At 66.2% G+C, this 18,521-nt stretch carries 16 protein-coding genes; 8 read left to right on the top strand and 8 right to left on the bottom strand.

Annotation, left to right across the window (positions count from 1 at the left end):
* Positions 1-67 precede the first annotated feature (67 nt).
* The 4 genes from ASE82_RS03090 to ASE82_RS03075 all read right to left on the bottom strand — a co-directional run bounded on the left by ASE82_RS03090 (position 68) and on the right by ASE82_RS03075 (position 3,119).
* A complete protein-coding gene (locus tag ASE82_RS03090; RefSeq protein ID WP_056058701.1) occupies positions 68-586 on the bottom strand; it encodes a GNAT family N-acetyltransferase in 519 nt (172 codons plus the stop codon).
* Positions 586-1,008: a nucleoside-diphosphate kinase gene (gene ndk / locus ASE82_RS03085; protein ID WP_056058698.1), complete on the bottom strand. Its 423-nt coding sequence runs from the start codon at positions 1,006-1,008 to the stop codon at positions 586-588. Before ndk ends, ASE82_RS03090 begins: the two co-directional genes overlap by 1 nt.
* Positions 1,009-1,080: 72 nt before the next feature.
* A complete protein-coding gene (locus ASE82_RS03080) occupies positions 1,081-1,527 on the bottom strand; it encodes a DNA polymerase III subunit chi (protein ID WP_056058696.1) in 447 nt (148 codons plus the stop codon).
* 116 nt (positions 1,528-1,643) lie between these two features.
* Positions 1,644-3,119 carry a leucyl aminopeptidase gene (locus ASE82_RS03075; protein WP_056058694.1) on the bottom strand — a complete coding sequence of 492 codons (1,476 nt, stop codon included), beginning with the start codon at positions 3,117-3,119 and terminating at the stop codon, positions 1,644-1,646.
* Positions 3,120-3,254: 135 nt separating this feature from the next.
* Here ASE82_RS03075 and ASE82_RS03070 point away from each other — a divergent pair, with 135 nt between their 5' ends.
* From ASE82_RS03070 to rsmA, 4 genes are all read left to right on the top strand, one after another.
* Positions 3,255-5,567 carry an LPS-assembly protein LptD gene (locus ASE82_RS03070; RefSeq protein WP_156348731.1) on the top strand — a complete coding sequence of 771 codons (2,313 nt, stop codon included), beginning with the start codon at positions 3,255-3,257 and terminating at the stop codon, positions 5,565-5,567.
* Positions 5,568-5,646: 79 nt separating this feature from the next.
* On the top strand, positions 5,647-7,137 hold the full coding sequence (locus ASE82_RS03065; protein WP_435368523.1) for a peptidylprolyl isomerase: 1,491 nt from the start codon (positions 5,647-5,649) through the stop codon (positions 7,135-7,137).
* Entirely contained in the window at positions 7,115-8,152 is a 1,038-nt protein-coding gene (gene pdxA, locus ASE82_RS03060; protein ID WP_082441047.1) for a 4-hydroxythreonine-4-phosphate dehydrogenase PdxA, read from the top strand. Before ASE82_RS03065 ends, pdxA begins: the two co-directional genes overlap by 23 nt.
* An 11-nt stretch (positions 8,153-8,163) precedes the next feature.
* Complete coding sequence (gene rsmA, locus ASE82_RS03055) at positions 8,164-8,979, top strand: 16S rRNA (adenine(1518)-N(6)/adenine(1519)-N(6))-dimethyltransferase RsmA (RefSeq protein ID WP_056059582.1); 816 nt, start codon at positions 8,164-8,166, stop codon at positions 8,977-8,979.
* Between the two features lie 119 nt (positions 8,980-9,098).
* Here the strand turns inward: rsmA and ASE82_RS03050 are convergent, their stop codons facing one another.
* The 3 genes from ASE82_RS03050 to guaB all read right to left on the bottom strand — a co-directional run bounded on the left by ASE82_RS03050 (position 9,099) and on the right by guaB (position 12,788).
* On the bottom strand, positions 9,099-9,599 hold the full coding sequence (locus tag ASE82_RS03050; RefSeq protein ID WP_175518035.1) for a tetratricopeptide repeat protein: 501 nt from the start codon (positions 9,597-9,599) through the stop codon (positions 9,099-9,101).
* A 56-nt stretch (positions 9,600-9,655) separates the two neighbouring features.
* Positions 9,656-10,843, bottom strand: coding sequence for an RsmB/NOP family class I SAM-dependent RNA methyltransferase (locus tag ASE82_RS03045; RefSeq protein ID WP_056058688.1), 1,188 nt, complete (start codon positions 10,841-10,843; stop codon positions 9,656-9,658).
* A gap of 487 nt (positions 10,844-11,330) precedes the next feature.
* Positions 11,331-12,788 (bottom strand): IMP dehydrogenase, encoded by a 1,458-nt coding sequence (guaB, locus tag ASE82_RS03040; protein ID WP_056058685.1) that lies wholly within the window; start codon positions 12,786-12,788, stop codon positions 11,331-11,333.
* A 133-nt stretch (positions 12,789-12,921) separates the two neighbouring features.
* On the opposite strand from guaB, the gene ASE82_RS03035 reads away from it, so the two are divergent.
* Both ASE82_RS03035 and ASE82_RS03030 read left to right on the top strand, forming a co-directional pair.
* A complete protein-coding gene (locus ASE82_RS03035) occupies positions 12,922-13,893 on the top strand; it encodes an SPFH domain-containing protein (RefSeq protein WP_056058682.1) in 972 nt (323 codons plus the stop codon).
* Positions 13,893-14,342 (top strand): NfeD family protein, encoded by a 450-nt coding sequence (locus tag ASE82_RS03030; protein WP_056058679.1) that lies wholly within the window; start codon positions 13,893-13,895, stop codon positions 14,340-14,342. Before ASE82_RS03035 ends, ASE82_RS03030 begins: the two co-directional genes overlap by 1 nt.
* 129 nt (positions 14,343-14,471) lie before the next feature.
* On the opposite strand, the gene ASE82_RS03025 is transcribed toward ASE82_RS03030, so the two are convergent.
* Positions 14,472-16,082, bottom strand: coding sequence for a phosphoenolpyruvate carboxykinase (locus ASE82_RS03025; protein WP_056058676.1), 1,611 nt, complete (start codon positions 16,080-16,082; stop codon positions 14,472-14,474).
* A 179-nt stretch (positions 16,083-16,261) separates the two neighbouring features.
* On the opposite strand from ASE82_RS03025, the gene ASE82_RS03020 reads away from it, so the two are divergent.
* A complete protein-coding gene (locus ASE82_RS03020; RefSeq protein WP_056058673.1) occupies positions 16,262-16,969 on the top strand; it encodes a response regulator transcription factor in 708 nt (235 codons plus the stop codon).
* A complete protein-coding gene (locus ASE82_RS03015) occupies positions 16,938-18,521 on the top strand; it encodes a sensor histidine kinase (RefSeq protein WP_056058670.1) in 1,584 nt (527 codons plus the stop codon). Before ASE82_RS03020 ends, ASE82_RS03015 begins: the two co-directional genes overlap by 32 nt.

The raw sequence follows: 18,521 nt of genomic DNA, 5'->3' as shown, positions 1-18,521 counted from the left end.
AATTGGGCCCCGGCCTTCGCCGGGGTGGTAGCGCTGCTATGAGGTACGGCGCCTTCGCCGGGGGAATTTACACCGCTCGCGCGTAGACCGGGTCGTCGTGGAGGGTGGTGCCGACCATGAACTGGCGGGCGCCGATCACCTCAAATCCTTGCCGTTCATAGAAGGCTCGGGCGCGGGTGTTCTGGTCCCATACGCCTAGCAGGACGCGGGTTCGGCTCGCCGCTACGGCGTCTTCGAGTGCGCGGGCCAATAGCGCAGCACCCAGCCCAGAGCCCTGAGCCTGCTTCATAAGATAGATGCGGCGGAGTTCGATGTCCGCGGGGCCGGGCTCGATCGGGAAGTCCGGCGCGGTCAACACCGTGTAGCCGATCGGCGCGTTGCCGGGCTCGTACTCGGCCAGCGTCACGATCGTCGCGGGATCGCCCAGCCAGGTCTCGAACGCGGCGATGCTGTTCTTTATCGTGCAGTGGGCGACGATGTCGGCGCCTGACAGCACGGTCGCATACGTATCGAGGAACGTGGCGGATGCGACGAGCGATAGCGCGGGCGCATCGCCCGGCCCGGCCCGTCGCATCCGCCAAGTCATCAGCCGACGATTTCTTCGGGCTTGAAGAAGTAGGCGATCTCAATCTCGGCGTTCTCGTCCGAATCCGAACCGTGGACCGAGTTGGCTTCGATCGACTCGGCGAGTTCCTTGCGGATCGTGCCGGCGTCAGCGTTGGCGGGGTTGGTGGCGCCCATGATGTCGCGGTTGCGCTGCATCGCGTTCTCGCCTTCCAATACCTGGACGACGACAGGGCCGGAGATCATGAACGAGACGAGCTCGCCGAAGAACGGACGCTCCTTGTGGACCGCGTAGAAGCCTTCGGCCTGCTCGCGGGTCATCTGGATGCGCTTCGAGGCGACGACGCGCAGGCCGGCTTCCTCGAGCATCTTGGTGACCGCACCGGTCAGGTTGCGGCGGGTTGCGTCGGGCTTGATGATCGAAAAGGTACGGTTCGCGGCCATGATGGTCACGGGCTCCTGTGTTGACGGTAATCGGATGCGCGGCGCTTAGGCGGGGGACGCGGCTAAAGCAACCTATGCGGCCTGTTCCCAGCGGCCGGAGTCGTTCTGCTTCCAGTAGCGGCGTTCGATGCCGTCGCGGTCGGCGAGCGCCTTCCAGGCTAGGCGGGATTCGCGGATGGCTTCGTCGTCGAAGATGTGGAAGGCACGGTCAAAGGTTAGGATAAGGTCACGCCAACGTCCGTCTACCACCGCGACGTTGCGGGCGGTATTGGCGGGGGCGGTTTCCTGAATATCCTGAGCGATTAGAATGGGTTGTGCGGCATCATCGTTGCTGCCGGCCTGGGCGTGGGGGAGGAAGCTCTCGGGAGCGTAGGACCAGAGGAGACGGTCGAGCGCGACACGCTGTTCTTCGGGTTCGGCGACGATCAGTAGGCGGCCGCCGGTTTGGACGACGCGCTCGGCGATGCGTGGGAGGACGCGGTCGAGGGGGCTGGTTAGGTGGTAGAAATCGACCTGCATACTTACTCCCCTTCCGCTTGCGGGAGGGGCCGGGGGAGGGCTTTGCCTCGCTCGATACCGCTCGCGGTTAGCCCCTCCCCTAACCCCTCCCGCAAGCGGGAGGGGAATTCATGGCCTCAGACCTCGAAGTTGTCCGCTACGAACTGGTCGAGCAGGCGGACGCCGTAGCCGGTTGCGCCCTTGTCGTGGTTCGTCCCCGGCTTGTCCGACCAGACCATCCCGGCGATGTCGAGATGCGCCCACTTCACGCCTTCGTCGACGAAGCGCTTGATGAACTGTGCGGCGGTGATCGAGCCGGCGCCGCGGGGGCCGACATTCTTCATGTCGGCGATCGGCGAGTCGATCAGCTTGTCGTACGCGGGCGACAGCGGAAAGCGCCAGAGCGTGTCGCCGGTGGTCTTGCCCGCCGCGATCAGCTGGTCGGCGAGTGCGTCGTCGTTCGCGAAGATGCCGCCATTCTCGGTGCCGAGCGCGACGATCATCGCACCCGTGAGCGTGGCGAGATCGACGATCGTGGTCGGCTTGTGCGCCTGCTGTACCCAGGTGACGCAATCGCACAGCACGAGACGACCCTCGGCGTCGGTGTTGAGCACTTCGATCGTCTGGCCCGACATCGAGGTGATGACGTCGCTCGGACGCAGCGCAGCGCCGTCGGGCATGTTCTCGACCAGGCCCATAACGCCGACGACGTTCGCCTTCGCCTTGCGGCTCGCCAGCGCCTTCATCGCGCCGGCGACGGCGCCTGCCCCGCCCATATCCCACTTCATGTCTTCCATGCCCGCGCCAGGCTTGATCGAGATGCCGCCCGAATCGAACGTCACGCCCTTGCCGACGAACGCGAGCGTCGGCGCGTCGGCCCCTGCCCCGCTCCACTTGAGCGCGAGGATGCGGGCTTCACGGCGCGAACCCTGGCTGACGCCGAGCAGCGAGCCCATGCCGAGCTCGGTCATTTGTGCCTCGTCGAGCACGGTGATCTCGAGCCCGAGACCCTCGACGTCCTTCGTCACCTTCTCGACGAAGCTCTCAGGGTAGACGACGTTCGGCGGCGAGGTGACCAGCCAGCGGGTCAGGTCGAGACCACTGGTGACGGCCGCCTGCTCGGCCCAAGCAGCGTCGGTGCCTTCGGGCGCGCCGGCGATGGTGATCTCGGTCAGCGTCGGCTTAGACTTCTCGGCGAGCTTGGTGCGGTACGTGTCGTAGCGCCATGCGCGCTGAGCGGCGGCAGCGGCGAAGTGCGCGGCGGCCTTAGGCGTCGGCGTGGCGCCGGCCGACAGGTCGGCGATGACCGACGTCGCGCCCGAGGTCAGCAGGCGCGCGGTGATCGCACCGCCGGCCTTTTCCCAATCAGCGATCTCGCCGGCGCCGACTCCGACGAGCAGGACCTGCCGAACCGCGCCGTCGACCGGCACGAACAGCTCAACGACCGCCCCTGCTTCACCCGCAAAGCGTGCCGCAGTCGCTGCGCTGGTCGCCACTGCCTCGCCATCGCCGCCGATCGCGCTCCACTTGATCTGCGCCAAGCCGTCCTTCGCGACGGGGACGGCGAGGATCGGGGCGTTGGCCGGAACGGTCGGGGCGAAGACGATCTGCATGAAGAAACCTCGGGAAGCTTTTGAACGGATGTGCGTACCCCATAAGTTGATGCCGCGGGTACGGCAAAGCAAGGTGGCGGCGTGTCATCTCACGGCGATTGCAGGGAAGCGCCGGTGATGCGATAGGCGAGCGATATGGCGGCAAACGGCTGCCGAGTGCCAAAGGGGTTGGTTCGGATCGTGTTGCGTATCGACCTTTTGACGGGTTGCGCCCTTTCGCTCGCGTTGGCGACCGGGATCGCGGCTGCGCCTGCCCAGGCCCAGGACTTCCAGAACCGCCCGGTCGCGCCCCCGGTGCAGGACCCGCCCGTCGCCAATGCGTCGACCACGACGCCGGCCGACGACCAGGTACAGTTCAGCTCGACCGCGCTGGAATACAACACCAACACCGATATCGTCACCGCGACGGGTGAAGTCCGTATGTTCCGCCAGGGCAGCCGGTTGCGCGCCGACAAGGTCGTGTGGAACCGCAAGACCGGGAAGGTCGTCGCGACCGGCAACATCGCCGTCACCAATCCCGAAGGCGACATCGCGTATGGCGACGAGATCAACCTGACCGATTCGCTGAAGGACGGCGTGGTCGACAACATGCTCGTCGTGCTCGAACAGGGCGGACGGCTTGCGGCGAAGCAGGGCACGCGCGACGCCGACGGCACGGTCAATTTGAAGACCGCCGCCTACACGCCGTGCAGCGTCACCAACACCGCCGGTTGTCCCAAGGAGCCGACGTGGAAGATCACCGCGGTCCGCGTCACCTATCGCCCCGAGCGGAAGCGCATCTTCTACAAGGGTGCCCGGCTGCACCTGTTTGGCCTGCCCAGCCTGCCGCTTCCCGAATTCTCGAACCCGGTCGGTGGCGGCAGCGACAGTGGCCTGCTTTCGCCGAATGGCGGGTATAGCCGCGTCAACGGCGTCGAAGTCAGCGTCCCCTATTACTGGAAGCTCGCACCGAACCAGGGGCTGGTCATCACGCCGCACATCTACAGCAGCGTGCTGCCGATGGCGCAGGTCGATTATTCCGCACTCAACTCGAAGGGCGCGTTCAAGGTACGCGCCTACGCGACCGAAAGCCGGCGCAGTGACGACCTGACGACCGCCACCCCGACCGACACCAGCATGGCGTTCCGCGGCTATATCGACGGGATGGCGCGCTATCAGCTGACGCCGAACTGGACCACGAGCGGGTCGCTGCGCCTGACGACCGACCGCACGTTCCTGCGCCGCTACGACATTTCGCGCGACGACCGGTTGCGCACCACCGCGAGCCTGGAGCGGATCGACGACAGCAGCTATTTCTCGCTGAGCGGCTGGTACGCACAGACCCTGCGCGTGGCGGACAGCCAGGGGCAACAGCCGATCGCGCTGCCCGAGATCGATTATCGCAAGCGGTTCGACGATGGCCTCGTCGGTGGCCGGTTCCAGCTCCAGCTGAACACGGTCGCGCTGACCCGCACCGATGGCCAGGACACGCAGCGCGCGTTCGCGAGCCTGCAATGGGATTTGCGCCGCTTCACGAACTGGGGTCAGGAGGTCACCTTCACCGCGTTCGCGCGGGGCGACCTGTACAATAGCAACGAGATCGATGCGACGATCAATCCGACCTATCGCGGGTTCGGCGGCTTCCGCCAGCGCGCCATCGGTGCGGCTGCGGTCGACGTGAAGTGGCCGTTCATCGGCACGTTCCTGGGCGGTACGCAGCGTTTTACGCCGCAGGTGCAGTTCGTCGCGGCACCGAAGGTCGCCAATCTTTCGTTGCCGAACGAGGATTCGCGCGCCGTCGACCTGGACGACACCAACCTGTTCTCGCTTAACCGGTTCGCCGGCTATGATCGGTTCGAGGATTCGTCGCGTGTCACCTATGGTGGCGAATGGGCGCTCGATTTACCGGGAATCGCGTTCACCACCAACGTCGGCCAGAGCTATCGTGTCGACAAGCGGCCGACGATCCTGCCCGACGGTACCGGGCTCAGCGATCGATTCTCCGACATCGTCGGGCGCAGCGAACTCCGGTTCCGCGATTTCGTCTCGATCGTCCATCGCTACCGGCTCGACAAGGATGGCTTCGCGATCCGCCGCAACGAGCTCGACGCCACGATCGGCTCGCGCGCGACCTATGTGCTGGTCGGGTATCTCAAGCTCAACCGCAACATCGATGCCTCGATCGAGGATCTGCGCGATCGCGAGGAAGTCCGCGTTGCAGGCCGAGTGCAGTTCGCGCGGTTCTGGTCGGCGTTCGGTTCGGGCGTGGTCGATCTGACCAACGCATCGGAAGATCCTCTGTCCCGCAGCGATGGCTTCACGCCGATCCGCCACCGGCTGGGCGTGCAGTATGAGGACGACTGCCTGCGTCTCGGCGGAACGTGGCGGCGGACGTACAACGACACCGGCGACGCGCGTAAGGGCAACAGCTTCCTGTTGACGCTGGCCTTCACCAACCTCGGCCGCTAAGCCCGCGTTCAGCTACTTTGAGGCAAACGTCGCCGGATATGCGCCGCCATGGCAATGACGGTGCGGATTACGGCGTGCGATGATGGGATACCGACACTTGAAGCATGATGTTCGACTGGCGGCGCGTGGCGGCCGTGTGATCGGTTCTGTGGTCCTGGCTGCGCTGGCGGCGGGCGCGATCGCCCAGGCGGTGCCTCCCAAGGCCGCGCAGGGCAAGCGCGGCGCGCGACCTGCGCCGACCCAGCCGGTTCAGGCCCAGCCGGCCCAGGCCCAGCCAGCGCCCTCGGCTCCGGGGCAGACCGTCCAGGACCAGAGCGTGCCGGACAATACCGGTCTCGATATCCCGACCAATCTACAGATCTTCGGCAAGGTCGACCCCAACGTCCGCAAGCCGACCGCGATCGTCAACGACACGGTCATCACCGGCACCGACGTCGACCAGCGCGTCGCCCTAGTGGCAATGGCGAACGAGGCGAAGCTGTCGCCCGAAGATCGCGAGCGGCTGAAGCTGCAGGTCCTGCGCCAGTTGATCGACGAGACGCTCCAGATCCAGGAAGCGAAGACCGCCGACATCACGATTACCCCTGCCGAGCTGACGCAGAGCTATGACGGCGTATCGAAGCGCTTCAATCGTACGCCGGTCGCGATGCGCGCCTATCTGCGCGAATCGGGATCGTCCGAGCGGTCGCTGAAGCGCCAGATCGAGGGTGAGCTCGCCTGGCAGCGTTATCTGCGTCGCCGCGTCGAGCCGTTCGTCAACGTCGGCGACGAAGAGGTGAAGTCGATCATCGATCGTCTCCAGGCGGCCAAGGGCACCGACGAGTTCAACCTCAAGGAAATCTATCTCGCGGCGACCCCGGCGAACAGCCAGCAGGTCTATGCGAACGCCAAGCAGATCCTGCAGGAGATCCAGAAGGGCGCGCAGCCGTTCGAATATTACGCGCGGCAGTTCTCCGAGGCGTCGACGCGCGCGGTCGGTGGCGATCTTGGCTGGATCCGAGCGGCGACTTTGCCGGGGCAGTTGGCTGAGGCGGCTACGACGATGCAGGTCGGCCAGGTGGCTGGACCTATCGAGGTCTCCGGCGGCTATTCGATCCTGTACCTGACCGACAAACGGCAGGTGCTGACGGCCGATCCGCGTGATGCGAAGCTCAGCCTGAAGCAGCTGACGTTGCGTTTCCCGCCGAACACCAACCAGGCACAGGCCTCCGCGCGTGCGCAGGCGTTTGCCAAGGCCACGCAGGAATTGCGTGGCTGTGGTACCGTCGAGAAGGTTGCTGCCGGGATCGGTGCGGACGTGGTCGACAACGACACCGTCCGGATCCGCGACCTGCCGCCGCAGCTCCAGGAAGTGATGCTGAAGCTCCAGGTCGGCGAGTCGAGTCCGCCGTTCGGGTCGGCGGAACAGGGCGTTCGCGCGCTGGTGCTGTGCGGTCGCGACGAGGCGGCGGGCGGTTCGGTGCCGAACTCGGAGCAGATCCAGGGTCAGCTCGAGCAGCAGCGCGTCAATCTGCGCGCCCAGCAGAAGCTGCGCGATCTGCGGCGCGATGCCGTGGTCGAATATCGGTGATTGGATCGTGAGCCGCATCTCGCCGCTGGCGGTATCGATGGGCGATCCTGCCGGGATCGGGCCCGAGATCATCGCCAAGGCTTGGGATGCGCGCGAGACGCACGCCTTGCCGCCGTTCGTCGCGGTCGGCGATGCGCGGGCAATCGAGCGGGTCTGGGCCGGCCCGATCGCACGGATTGCGGATCTAAGCGCGGCGGCAGCGGTGTTTGGCGAAGCATTGCCGGTGCTGACCGTGGGAGATGCGGGCGCAATCGTACCGGGTGAGCCCGATGCGGACGGCGCGCGCTGTGCACTGCATTCGCTTGAGCTGGCGGTCGGTCTCGTTCGTACCGGCGCGGCGCGCGCGCTGGTGACCGGGCCCGTATCGAAGTCGCAGCTGTACGCGATCGGCTTCACGCATCCGGGGCAGACCGAGTTCGTAGCCGAGCGCTACGGGGTTGCGGGCGATAATGCTGTGATGATGCTCGCGGGACCGTCGCTGAAGGTGGTGCCGATCACGACTCACGTGCCGTTGAAGGACGTTTCGGCTTTGCTCACGGTCGACCTGATCGTCGCCAAGGCTCGCGCGACTGCCCGCGGTCTGCTGCGGAACTTCGGGATCGAGAACCCGCGGCTCGCCTTTGCCGGTTTCAATCCGCATGCCGGTGAGCAGGGTGCGCTTGGCCGCGAGGAAATCGAGATCATCGCGCCGGCGATCGCGATACTGCGCGAAGAAGGCATCGATGCGACCGGGCCGTTTGCCGCGGACACGATGTTCCATCCGCGGGCGCGGGCGACCTACGATGTCGTGATGTGTTGCTATCACGATCAGGCGCTGGTGCCGTTGAAGACGATCCATTTCGACGAGGGCGTGAACATGACGCTGGGCCTGCCGATCGTGCGGACCTCGCCCGATCATGGCACGGCGTTCGCGATCGCGGGCAAGAATCTGGCCGAGCCCGGTGCGATGATCGCGGCGATCGCGATGGCCGGTGAAGCGACGGACCGGCGCGCGCAGACCGCTGCCCAGTCGTGAGCGAGGCTGCAGTGACGGAGCTTCCCCCGCTGCGCGAGGTGATCGCGCGCTATGGGCTGAATGCGAGCAAGGCGCTTGGGCAGAACTTTCTGTTCGATGGGCAGTTGCTCAAGCGGATCGCGGCGGTGCCGGGTGACCTTCAGGATGCCGAGGTGCTCGAAGTGGGGCCTGGCCCGGGTGGCCTGACGCGGGCGCTGCTCGCGGCGGGGGCTCGGGTTACGGCAATCGAGCGCGATCGGCGGTGTATTCCGGCCTTGGCAGAGCTTGGCGAGGCGTATCCGGGGCGGCTGCGGGTCATCGAGGGCGACGCGATGGAGGTCGATGCGCCTGCGCTGTTCGAGGGCAAGCCGCACATCGTGTCGAACCTGCCGTATAATATCGGCACGGCGCTGCTGGTGGGGTGGCTGTCGACGTCGTGGCTGCCGTGGTGGCAGTCGTGCACGCTGATGTTCCAGAAGGAAGTCGCCGAGCGGATCGTCGCGAAGACCAATGACGATCATTATGGGCGGCTCGCAGTGCTGGCGCAGTGGCGCTCGACTGCTCGGATCGCGATGCCGGTGCACCGGTCGGCGTTCACGCCGCCGCCGAAGGTTATGTCTGCGGTGGTGCATCTCACGCCGGTCGAAGCGCCGGAGGGGGTGAACTTTGCGGTTCTGGAGCGACTGACGGGCGCGGCGTTCGGGCAGCGGCGGAAGATGTTGCGGCAGAGTCTCAAGGGTGTGCCGGGGGCGCTCGATGCGCTGGAGCGGATCGGGGTTGAGGCCACGCGGCGGGCGGAGACGCTTTCGGTTGCCGACTTCACTGCGTTGGCTCGAGAGACCCACTGATCTTCTCCCCTCCCTGAAAGGGAGGGGCCGGGGGTGGGTCGGCTTCCGTATGAGGTGACGGCAGTGACACGAGCGGGGCTACCCACCCCCAACCCCTCCCTTTCAGGGAGGGGGGCCTGTTAGTCTTTGGCGGCGACCGGCGTTTTCTCGACCTGCGCCGTCGCGATCGGCGGACCTTTCGCGATCACCGCCGCGAGTTGTGTCGCTTCCGGGCAGACACCCTTACAAAGCGTACGGATCTTCACGAGATTGTCCTTCGCGCGGACCACGGCGCCCTTGGCGACCAATGCCTCGCCCTGCCCCTTCAATGCGGCGACGTCGTTCGGCTCCAGCAGCAGGGCCTCGCGGTACAGGCGGATCGCCTTGCCTGGCAGGTCACGCGTTTCTGCGACGCGTGCCAGCAGCAGGAACGCCGCACGGTTGCGCGGATCGACCGCCACAGACGTTTCGAGCACATCCGTCGCGCCGTCGAGGTTGCCGGCCGTCATCAACGAACGCCCTTGCGCCAGCAACTGCATCGAGCGGGCGTCGATCTGGGCGTCGGGGCGTTGCCCGCTAAGCGACGTCGACACGCATACGACGGTCAGCGCGGCGGCAAGGGCAACGGACGAAAAACGCATCATCGTCTCCAGGGGGGATACAGGTTTGGCCATGAGTTTAGCCATAGGTCGGCTGGCTAGCACGCAGCCCGGAGGCGCGCGACAAAAAAGCCGTCGGTACCGTCGCGGCCGGGTTCGAGGCGGACGCCGTGGCCGTGCTTCGCGCCGGCGGGGAGCGTCAGGGGCTCGGTCGTCCAGCCGGGATGCGCGTTCAGGAACCAGGTGACTTGGTCCGTTCCTTCGGGGTCGAGCAGCGAGCAGACGATGTAGACGAGCGCGCCGCCGGGCTTGACCAGCGTGGCTGCGACGGAGAGCACCTGCTGCTGCGTCGATTGCAGACGCGAGACGCGGTCGGGGGTGAGCCGCCAGCGCGCCTCCGGGTTGCGCCGCCATGTGCCGGTGCCCGAGCATGGGGCGTCGACGAGCACGCCGTCTGCGCGGCCCGCCCATTCGCTGAGCGCCTCGATCTCGCGCGTCGGGTTGAGCAGGCGGCTCTCGACGATCGTCGCGCCGGCGCGCGTCGCGCGGGGGGCGAGGCGTGCGAGGCGGTTGCGGTCGGTGTCGCAGGCGAGGATCACGCCTTCGTTCTTCATCGTCGCCGCGAGCGCGAGCGTCTTGCCGCCGGCGCCCGCGCAGAGATCGACGATGCGTTCGCCGGGCTTCGCCTGCATCGCTAGGCCGACGAGCTGGCTGCCTTCGTCCTGCACCTCGAGCGCGCCTTCGTTGAAGAGCGGGAGCGCTTCGACGTTGGTGCCTGTGGGGAGGCGGATACCGTCTGGGGCGTGGGGGGTGGCTTCCGCTTCGGGAAGTGCTGCGAGGACGGTCGCGCGGTCGGAGATCAGCGTGTTGACGCGCAGATCGAGCGTGGCGCGGCCAGCTAAATCTGTAAGGGCGGCGCCGTCGAGGCCTGAAGCGCGGAGGGCCTTGCTCAGCCACTGTGGCGCGACGCCGGCACGGGCGCGGGGTTCGTCCTTGGCGATCGGGGCGGGCGCGTGAGTGGAGCCGTCGAAGGTCGCAGCGACTTCCGGATCGGCGTCGGCGACGAGCAGCATCGCGGTGCGGCCGTTCTCGGGGCGGTCTCCGGCCTTGCGGATCGCGGCGTAGACGAGTTCGCGGACCGCGCGGCGGTCCTTCGAGCCGGCGTAGCGGCGGGTGGCGAAGTAGCGGGCGATCAGCGTGTCGGCGGCGGCGCCGGACTCGCGGGCGGCGGCGATGATCTGGTCGAGGAGTTCGATCGCGGCCTGGGTGCGTGCTGGGGGAGTCACTTCTGGGCTCCAGCTTGCGAAAGGAGCAAGAGAGTTTGGTACGGGGTGTTCGTCATCATCCCCTCCCCTAGCCCCTTCCGCTCGCGGAAGGGGAATAATTTCGGAGATTGGGGCGGGTCGGGTGGTTAGCACCCTCTCCCTCCGTCATCCCGGCGGACGCCGGGACCCATGGACACGGCGTACCCGGCGATAGCGTGCAACCACCACCCAAACCGCAACCATGGGTCCCGGCGTTCGCCGGGATGACGAAAAATGAGAGCGTTGGATAAGAGGAGCGAGCGCGGATAGCGGAGATCCCCGCGAATAGTCGCGGGCTCTGGCCACGACGGCGATTATGGCGCCACGTAGCGACGGGAACGACGATCTCCCCTCCCTGAAAGGGAGGGGTTGGGGGTGGGTTGGCTCGTTTTAGCCACTGGCAGACGAGCTTGAGGAAGCCGACCCACCCCCGGCCCCTCCCTTTCAGGGATGGGGGAAGTTCCCGCCCTTAGCGCGTCGGGTAGTTCGGCGCTTCCCGCGTGATCGTCACGTCGTGGACATGGCTCTCCATCAGCCCGGCACCGGTGATCTGCACGAACTCCGCCCGCGCTTGGAGATCCGGGATCGTCGCCGAGCCGGTATAGCCCATCGCCGCCTTGATGCCGCCGACCAGCTGGTGAACGACATCCCTCGCCGGGCCCTTGTACGCGACCTGACCCTCGATGCCCTCGGGCACGAGCTTCAATTGATCCTTGATGTCGCCCTGGAAATAGCGGTCCGCCGACCCGCGGCCCATCGCGCCGACCGAGCCCATGCCGCGGTACGACTTGTACGCGCGGCCCTGGTACAGGAACGTCTCGCCAGGTGCCTCGTCGGTACCCGCGAGCAGCGAACCGATCATGACGGTCGATGCACCCGCCGCGAGGGCCTTGGCCATGTCGCCCGAGGTGCGGATACCGCCGTCAGCGATTACGGGCACGCCAGCCTTGTGGCCAGCCTCCGCGCAATCCATCACCGCGGTCAGCTGTGGCACGCCGACGCCAGCGACGACGCGGGTGGTGCAGATGGAGCCCGGGCCGATGCCGACCTTGATCCCGTCCGCGCCTGCGCCGATCAGTGCGCGCGTCGCCTCGGCGGTGGCGACGTTGCCGGCGACGACCTGGACCGAGTTCGACAGCTTCTTAACGCGCTCGACCGCCCGGCCGACGTCGCGGTTATGGCCGTGCGCGGTGTCGATCACGATCAGGTCGCAGCCGGCATCGACCAGCTGCTCGGTCCGGTCGAAGCCCTTGTCGCCGACCGTCGTCGCCGCCGCCACGCGCAGGCGGCCCGCCTCGTCCTTGGTCGCGTCGGGGAACATCACCGCCTTCTCGATGTCCTTGACGGTGATCAGCCCGACGCAACGATACTGCGCGTCGACCACCAGCAGCTTCTCGATGCGGCGGGCGTGGAGCAGGCGACGCGCCTCTTCCTTGCCGACTTCGGTCGAGACCGTCGCGAGATTCTCGTGCGTCATCAGCTCGCTGACGGGCTGTTTCGGATCGCCCGCGAACCGCACGTCGCGGTTGGTTAGGATACCAACGAGCTTCCCGTCCGCCTCGACGACCGGGATGCCGCTGATGCGGTGGCCCGACATGAGGGCCTGCGCCTCGCCGAGGGTAGCAGTCGGCTTGATCGTGATCGGGTTGACCACCATGCCCGACTCGAACCGCTTGACCTGGCGGACCGCGATGACCTGCTCCTCGACCGTTAGGTTGCGGTGGAGTACGCCGATGCCGCCAAGCTGTGCCATTACAATGGCCATGTCGGCTTCGGTAACGGTGTCCATCGCGGACGAGAGGATCGGGATGTTGAGCGCGATGCCGCGCGTCAGCTGAGTCCGGGTATCGGCCTGACTTGGCAGCACGTCCGATTCCCCCGGATACAGGAGGACATCGTCGAATGTGAGGCCGAGGCGGATATCCATGAGAGCTGCCGTTCCTGGGTGTGAGGTGGCGCGCCATGTAACCAAAGGCGCGGCGTACGGCTAGGCCTCATGTCTGGCTCCAGGGGGCGCCCACGTGCTATAGCGGTGCGATACACGGATGGGGGATTGTTCGATGGGCCTGATCGTTGCCGCGCTCCTGCTGGCGTTGGTGCTGCTGTACCTCTTCACCAGCATCAAGATCGTCCATCAGGGCTATCAATACACGATCGAGCATTTCGGCCGCTTCACGACGGTCGCGCGGCCGGGCTTCAATTTCTATCCTGCGTTTTTCTACCGCGTGGGGCGGAAAGTGAACATGATGGAGCAGGTGATCGACATCCCCGGCCAGGAGATCATCACCAAGGACAATGCGATGATCTCGACCGACGGGGTCGTGTTCTTCCAGGTGCTCGACTCAGCGAAGGCGGCGTACGAAGTGTCGGACCTGTACCAGGCGCTGTTGCAGCTCACGACGACCAATCTGCGCACGGTGATGGGGTCAATGGACCTCGACGAGACGCTGTCGAAACGCGACGAAATCAATGCGCGGCTGCTCAACGTGGTCGATCATGCGACGACGCCGTGGGGCGTGAAGATCACGCGCGTCGAAATCAAGGACATTCGCCCGCCGGCCGACATCGTCAACGCGATGGGGCGGCAGATGAAGGCCGAGCGCGAGAAGCGGGCCAACATTCTGGATGCGGAAGGTTCGCGGGCTTCGGAGATTTTGCGCGCCGAGGGGCAGAAGCAGGCGCGAATCCTCGAGTCCGAGGGGCGCAAGGAGTCGGCGTTCCGCGATGCCGAGGCTCGCGAGCGGGCGGCGGTGGCGGAGGCTTCGGCGACGCGGGCTGTGTCTCAGGCGATCGAGGAAGGTGGCGCGCAGGCGATCAACTACTTCATTGCGCAGAAATATGTTGAAGCGATCGGGAAGTTCGCGACCTCGCCGAATGCGAAGACGATCCTCTTCCCGGTCGAGGCTACGCAGTTGATGGGCACGCTTGGGGGGATTGGCGAGCTGGCGAAGGACGCGCTGCGCGATGCGACTGCGTCGCCGCCGGCCAAGCCTGAACCGCGGAAGGGTCCGTTCGAGCTGCCGAAAAGCTGATGGGCGCGATCGGGGCGGCTGGCGCTTGGCTGATCGCGGCGCTGGTGCTGGGGATCGCTGAGCTGGTGGTGCCGGGGGTGTTCCTGGTGTTCCTCGCAATCGCTGCGGCGGTGACGGGAGTGGCGGTGTTCGTGTTGCCGGACTTGCCGGTGGCGGCGCAACTGGCAGCGTTTGCGGTCTGGAGCGCGGTTACCGTACTGATCGGGAAGCGCTGGTACCGGGATTATCCGGTCGAGGGTGGGGATCCGATGTTGAACGATCGGTCTGCGCGGCTGGTGGGTCAGGTTGTGGTGGTGGAGGCGGCGTTGGTTGGCGGCCGTGGGAGAGTGCTGGTGGGCGACGGAAGTTGGCCGGCGCGTGGGGAGGATGCGGCGGTCGGGACACGCGTGACCATCACCAACGTCGTCGACGGTGAAGTCTTGGTAGCGCCCCTGGCCCCGTCATCCTGACGAAAGTCAGGATCCAGAGTAACGGAACACCGTCCGCTGCAACTCTGGATCCTGGGTCGAGCCCAGGATGACGGACGCTATGGGGCTGGCGTAAAGCCTTATCCAGCCCAAGCGGAAAGTCCCCTTTGCCTACGCCGCCTCTTTCACCTTCGGCGCAGCCTGTCGAACGCCCTCGTCGACATGCTCGGCGAACTGCGCGAAGTTTTCCACGAACAGGTCGACCAGCTTGGCTGCGGTCGCGTCGTATGCGTCCTTGTCCGCCCAGGTTGTGCGCGGGTCGAGGATCGCGCTGTCGACGCCGGGGACGCTCACCGGCACCTGGAATCCGAAGTTGGGGTCCGTCCGGAATTCGGCATCGTTCAGGCTCCCGTCGAGCGCCGCGTTCAGCAGCGCCCGCGTCGCCTTGATCGGCATGCGGTTGCCGACGCCGTATTTGCCGCCGGTCCAGCCGGTGTTGACCAGCCAGCAATCGACGCCGCCCTTCGCGATCCGCTCCTTGAGCAGATTGCCATAGACCGACGGATGCCGCGGCATGAACGGTGCGCCGAAGCAGGTCGAGAAGGTGGCGTCAGGCTCGGTCACGCCGATCTCGGTGCCAGCGACACGCGCGGTGTAGCCCGAGAGGAAATGGTACATCGCCTGGTCGGGCGTCAGCTTCGCGATCGGCGGCAGCACACCGTATGCGTCCGCGGTGAGCATGACGATGTTGCGCGGCACCGGACCCATGTTCTCGGCGGACGCATTCGGGATGAAGTCGATCGGATACGCGCCGCGGCTGTTCTCGGCGAGCGTATGGTCGTCGAGGTCGAGCAGCCGCGTCGCCGGATCCATCACGACGTTCTCCAGCACCGTGCCGAAGCGCTTGGTGGTCGCGAAGATCTCCGGCTCTGCGTCCGCGGACAGGCGGATCATCTTGGCGTAGCACCCGCCTTCGAAGTTGAAGACGGCGGTGTCGGACCAGCCATGCTCGTCGTCGCCGATCAGCGTCCGGCTGGCATCGGCTGAGAGGGTAGTCTTGCCGGTGCCCGACAGGCCGAAGAACACCGCAGTATCGCCGTTCGCGCCCATGTTCGCCGAGCAATGCATCGGCATCACGCCGGTCGGCGGCAGCAGATAGTTGAGCAGGCCGAACACCGACTTCTTCATCTCGCCGGCATATTTCGTGCCACCGATCAGGATCAGCTTATCGGTGAAGTTCACCGCGATCACCGTCTCGCTGCGGCAGCCGTGGCGCGCGGGATCGGCGCGGAAGCTTGGCAGGTCGATGATCGTGTAGTCCGCGACGAAGTCCTTCAGCGCCGCCTGTTCGGGACGGACCAGCATCGTCCGGATGAAGAGGTTATGCCACGCCAGTTCGGTGACGACGCGGACGTTGACGCGGTGATCCGCCTGCGATCCGCCGTACAGGTCCTGCACGAACAGCTCGTCCTTGGCGGCCAGTGCGGCGAAGAAATCCTCCTTCAGCGCGGCGAAATGCGCGGGCTCCATCGCCTTGTTGCTCTTGCCCCACCACACGGTCGCGTCGGTCTCGGCATCACGGACGATGAACTTGTCCTGCGCCGAGCGCCCGGTATGCGCGCCGGTCTCGACGACCAGCGGGCCGTCCGCGGAAAGCGTCCCCTCGCCGCGTTCCAGCGCCGCCTCGACCAGTTGGGCTGTGACCAGGTTCCAATGCAGGGTAGCGCGGGTTTCGATTCCCTGCGCGGATAGGCCAACGGCCGGAATACGCTCGCTCGACACGGGCTCTCTCTCCTAAGTTTTATCGCATACGTATGTATGTCGTTGCGCCCGGCTGTACGGGGCAGCTTTCCACCGGTCAAATCCACCGAGCTGCGACGCCGCTCCGATACGGCTCTAGTTGAGTGCCGCGGCGGTTTGCCCTACGCCGACACGCCAACGACCGAGGCAAAGCTCCCCAGATGACGGCAACGATCGCGCTGGTCGATGACGACCGCAACATCCTGACCTCCGTGTCGATCGCGCTGCAGACCGAGGGCTTCGTCACGCGTGTCTATTCGGACGGCGAGACCGCGTTGAAGGCGCTGACCGACAACCCTCCGGACCTCGCGGTATTCGACATCAAGATGCCGCGGATGGACGGGCTCGAACTGCTGCGTCGGCTGCGCGAGAAGAGCCAGATCCCGGTGATTTTCCTCACCAGCAAGGACGACGAGCTCGACGAGGCGCTCGGCCTCGCGATGGGCGCGGACGACTATATCGCCAAGCCGTTCTCGCAGCGGCTGTTGATCGCCCGCATCCGCGCGATCCTGCGGCGGACCGAGCTGACGCAGTCGCCGGGCACGGAAACCGAGGCGGAAGCCGCGGGGCCGCTCGATCGCGGGCGGCTCAGCATGGATCCCGCGCGGCATCGCACACTCTGGGGTGGCGAACCGGTGACGCTGACCGTCACCGAGTTCATGATCCTGGAGACGCTCGCGCAGCGGCCCGGCATCGTCAAGACGCGTAACCAGTTGATGGATGCGGCGTATCAGGACGATATCTATGTCGACGACCGGACCATAGACAGCCACATCAAGCGCCTTCGCCGCAAATTCAGGCAGGTCGACCCAGCCTTCGACGCTATCGAGACATTATATGGTGCCGGGTATCGATTTTCTGAGGAATGAGCTGGGCGTCGACGGCCGCGATCTCACGCTGCGGTGGTCGGGACAGATTTCGCTCACGCGGCGTATCCTGGCCGTCAACATCTTCGCTCTGCTGCTGCTTGCGGGCGGGTTCTTCTATCTCGATTCGTATCGCAGCCGGGTGGTCGACAACCGGGTTGCGCAGACGGCGCGCGAAGCACGGCTGATCGGCGAGGCGATTGCCGCGGTCGATCCGGCGTTGCGCGATCCGCTGGTACTGCGGCTTGCGCGCGATACTGGCTCGCGAATCCGGTTGTTCGATGCGGGAGGGCGGACGATCGCCGACAGCCGCGTGCTGGGCCTGCGCAACTTCGTGCTGATGGATCCGGACAAGGAAGACTGGGACCAGACGATCGCCCGCTTTCTCGACGCGTCGATCGACGTGATCGTAATGGCGCCCCGCCCGCCGCTCTACCGCGAGCGCAGCGGTACGCAGCAATGGCCCGACGTGAGCGCAGTCCGCGGACGCAGCGCCGTCTCCACGACGGTCTGGCGCGCGCCCGACCGCACGCCCGTGCTGACCGCCGCCGCGCCGCTCCGCGCTGGCGGGGTCGTGATGACGACGGTCAACGCGCGCGACATCACCAAGACGGTGCGAATCGAGCGGTTCCGGCTCAGCATGGTGCTGCTCGGCGTGTCGATCGTCTCGATCCTGCTGTCACTGTTCTTGGCCCGCACGATCGTCCGTCCCTTGCGCCGCCTTGCCCGTGCGGCGGTTCGTGTCCGCCTCGGCCGAGCGCGCGAAGTCGTCGTGCCGCGTCTCCCCTCCCGCCGCGACGAACTGGGCATGCTCGCGCGCGCGCTCTCCGATATGAGCCTAGCGCTCAGGGCGCGGATCGATGCGACGGAGGCGTTCGCCGCGGACGTCACGCACGAGATGAAGAACCCCCTCGCCTCGCTCCGGTCCGCGGTGGAGGGATTGTCGCGCGTGAAGGACCCCGCGCTCCAGGCGCAGTTGCTTGCGATCGTCCGCGACGACGTCCAGCGGCTCGACCGGTTGCTCTCCGACATCTCTGAAGCCTCGCGACTCGACGCGCAACTCAGCCGCGCCAAGTTCGAACCGGTCGATATCGCCGCGATGATCGACGGGCTGGTCACACAACGTGAAGCCCGCGGGGTCGAGCGCGGCATCCGGCTCCGATTTGATCGCAACCCCGACGATCGAACGGTCATACTCGGCGAAGGCGCGCGGCTCGAACGCGTGTTCGAGAACCTGATCGACAACGCGCTGTCCTTCTCTCCCGACGCCGGCCTGATCGCGATCTCCGCCATCCGCGAGGGCGAGGACCTCGTCATCCGGGTCGAGGACGAGGGTCCCGGCGTACCCGAGGAGGCGCGCGAGGACGTCTTCAAGCGCTTCCACTCGGTCCGCCCCGATAGCGAGACGTTCGGCCAGCATTCCGGGCTAGGCCTCGCGATCGCCCGCACGATCGTCGACGGCCACCAAGGGGCGATCTTCGTCGAATCGCGCGAGGACCGGCTCGATGGCGCGCGCTTCGTCGTAAAGCTACCCCTCGCCGAATTGCCGGAGTAA

Source organism: Sphingomonas sp. Leaf230 (assembly GCF_001421745.1).
Taxonomy (GTDB): Bacteria; Pseudomonadota; Alphaproteobacteria; order Sphingomonadales; family Sphingomonadaceae; genus Sphingomonas.
The sequence above is the reverse complement of the archived record's forward strand: the minus strand, read 5'-3'. Positions and strand labels throughout refer to the sequence as shown.

Coding starts and splice junctions, on each gene's coding strand:
- ASE82_RS03090 (WP_056058701.1), bottom strand. CDS start 586: ATGACTTGGCGGATGCGACGGGCCGGGCCGGGCGATGCGCCCGCGCTA.
- ndk (WP_056058698.1), bottom strand. CDS start 1,008: ATGGCCGCGAACCGTACCTTTTCGATCATCAAGCCCGACGCAACCCGC.
- ASE82_RS03080 (WP_056058696.1), bottom strand. CDS start 1,527: ATGCAGGTCGATTTCTACCACCTAACCAGCCCCCTCGACCGCGTCCTC.
- ASE82_RS03075 (WP_056058694.1), bottom strand. CDS start 3,119: ATGCAGATCGTCTTCGCCCCGACCGTTCCGGCCAACGCCCCGATCCTC.
- ASE82_RS03070 (WP_156348731.1), top strand. CDS start 3,255: ATGGCGGCAAACGGCTGCCGAGTGCCAAAGGGGTTGGTTCGGATCGTG.
- ASE82_RS03065 (WP_435368523.1), top strand. CDS start 5,647: ATGATGGGATACCGACACTTGAAGCATGATGTTCGACTGGCGGCGCGT.
- pdxA (WP_082441047.1), top strand. CDS start 7,115: ATGCCGTGGTCGAATATCGGTGATTGGATCGTGAGCCGCATCTCGCCG.
- ASE82_RS03050 (WP_175518035.1), bottom strand. CDS start 9,599: ATGCGTTTTTCGTCCGTTGCCCTTGCCGCCGCGCTGACCGTCGTATGC.
- guaB (WP_056058685.1), bottom strand. CDS start 12,788: ATGGATATCCGCCTCGGCCTCACATTCGACGATGTCCTCCTGTATCCG.
- ASE82_RS03035 (WP_056058682.1), top strand. CDS start 12,922: ATGGGCCTGATCGTTGCCGCGCTCCTGCTGGCGTTGGTGCTGCTGTAC.
- ASE82_RS03030 (WP_056058679.1), top strand. CDS start 13,893: ATGGGCGCGATCGGGGCGGCTGGCGCTTGGCTGATCGCGGCGCTGGTG.
- ASE82_RS03020 (WP_056058673.1), top strand. CDS start 16,262: ATGACGGCAACGATCGCGCTGGTCGATGACGACCGCAACATCCTGACC.
- ASE82_RS03015 (WP_056058670.1), top strand. CDS start 16,938: ATGGTGCCGGGTATCGATTTTCTGAGGAATGAGCTGGGCGTCGACGGC.